Origin of the sequence: Eubacterium sp. 3_1_31 (assembly GCF_964249515.1) — a bacterium.
Taxonomy (GTDB): domain Bacteria; phylum Bacillota_I; class Bacilli_A; order Erysipelotrichales; family Erysipelotrichaceae; genus Longicatena; species Longicatena caecimuris.
On record NZ_CAXUBY010000097.1, the window covers coordinates 1 to 2085 of the forward strand.

Sequence of the window (2085 nt, forward strand, 5' to 3'; positions counted from 1 at the left end):
CAGCGTGCTGAGCTGCTGGGAGCGATCCGTCTGCCGAATGACGCGTTCAAAAAGAATGCCGGTGCCGAGGTGGTATCCGACATCATCTTTCTCCAAAAGCGGGACCGTCCGCTGGACATTGCACCAGAGTGGACGCAGACCGGCATTATCAGGGTTCCCGCAAAGTCGCAAGACTTTGTGGGAGAAGGAGGAGCGACGGAGCAAGCGAGCTTTTCGCCGCAAGGCGGAAACGAGCAGGCGCAGTCCGCGACGACGCAGGATGGGTTTGCCATCAACCGGTATTTTATCGACCACCCGGAAATGGTGCTGGGCAGACAGGAGCCGGTAAGCACTGCTCATGGTATGGACTACACCGTGAACCCTATCGAGGGACTGGAGCTTTCCGACCAGCTGCATGATGCGGTGAAGTATATTCATGGCACTTATCAGGAGGCAGAGCTGCCGGAGCTGGGCGAAGGCGAAGCCATTGACACCTCCATTCCTGCTGACCCCAATGTGAAGAACTATTCCTATGCCATTGTAGACGGGCAGGTGTACTACCGGGAAAACAGCCGTATGGTGCGCCCTGACCTCAACGCCACCGCCGAAGCCCGCGTGAAAGGTCTTGTGGGACTGCGTGATTGTGTGCAGGAACTGATCGACCTTCAGATGGATGCAGCGGTTCCGGACAGCACCATTCGGGAGAAGCAGGCGGAACTGAACAGCCTCTATGACAGCTTTTCTGCCAAATACGGTCTCATCAATGACCGTGCAAACCGTCTGGCCTATGCAGACGATTCTTCCTATTACCTGCTCTGTGCGCTGGAAGTCATCGACGAGGACGGAAAGCTGGAACGCAAGGCGGATATGTTCACCAAACGGACCATCAAGCCCCATCAGGCAGTGGCTACTGTGGATACGGCAAGCGAAGCACTGGCGGTGTCCATCTCGGAAAAGGCCTGCGTAGATATGAGCTATATGAGTCGGCTTACCGGAAAAACAAAAGAAGAACTGGCCGGAGAGCTGCAAGGCGTGATCTTCCGTGTACCGGGACAGCTGGAACAGGACGGCACACCCCATTTTGTGACTGCTGATGAATACCTGTCCGGGAATGTGCGCCGCAAGCTGCGTCAGGCGCAGCGGGCGGCACAGCAGGACCCTTCTTTTGCAGTCAATGTGGAAGCTCTTACCGCCGCCCAGCCCAAAGACCTGGATGCGTCGGAGATCGAGGTGCGCCTTGGTGCCACCTGGATCGACAAGGAATATATCCAGCAGTTTATGTACGAGACCTTCAACACCCCGTTTTATCTCCAGCGCAGCATAGAGGTCAACTATTCCTCCTTTACTGCTGAATGGCAGATCAAGGGGAAATCTTCCGTATCCTACAACGATGTAGCAGCTTACACCACCTATGGAACCAGCCGTGCCAATGCCTACAAGATTTTGGAGGACAGCCTGAACCTGCGGGATGTCCGTATCTATGACACCATAGAGGACGCAGACGGAAAAGAGCGCCGCGTGCTGAACGCCAAGGAGACCACCCTGGCTGCCCAAAAACAGCAAGCTATCCGGGAAGCCTTTAGGGACTGGATCTGGAGAGACCCGGAGCGCCGCCAGACTTTGGTGCGCCAGTATAACGAAGAAATGAACTCTACCCGTCCCCGCGAGTATGATGGCAGCCATATCACTTTTGGTGGCATGAACCCGGCCATTACCCTGCGGGAACACCAGAAAAGTGCCATCGCCCATGTGCTGTATGGCGGAAATACCCTGTTGGCACACGAAGTAGGCGCGGGCAAAACCTTTGAGATGGTGGCCGCTGCGATGGAAGCCAAACGCCTGGGCTTGTGCCAGAAATCTCTCTTTGTGGTTCCCAACCACTTGACTGAGCAGTGGGCGTCGGAGTTTCTGCGTCTCTATCCTTCCGCCAACATCTTAGTCACAACCAAAAAGGATTTTGAGACCCATAACCGTAAGAAATTCTGCGCTCGTATCGCGACCGGTGACTATGACGCCATCATCATGGGGAACAGCCAGTTTGAGCGTATCCCCATCAGCCGGGAGCGTCAGGAACGGCTTCTCTATGAGCAGATCGACGAGATCACC

Annotated in this window: 1 protein-coding gene; it reads left to right on the forward strand. The window is 55.4% G+C overall.

All coding sequences use genetic code 11. The features are described from left to right. A partial coding sequence (locus ACESSZ_RS16375; RefSeq protein WP_499842903.1) for a DUF8437 domain-containing protein occupies positions 1–2085 on the forward strand: 2085 nt, incomplete at both ends.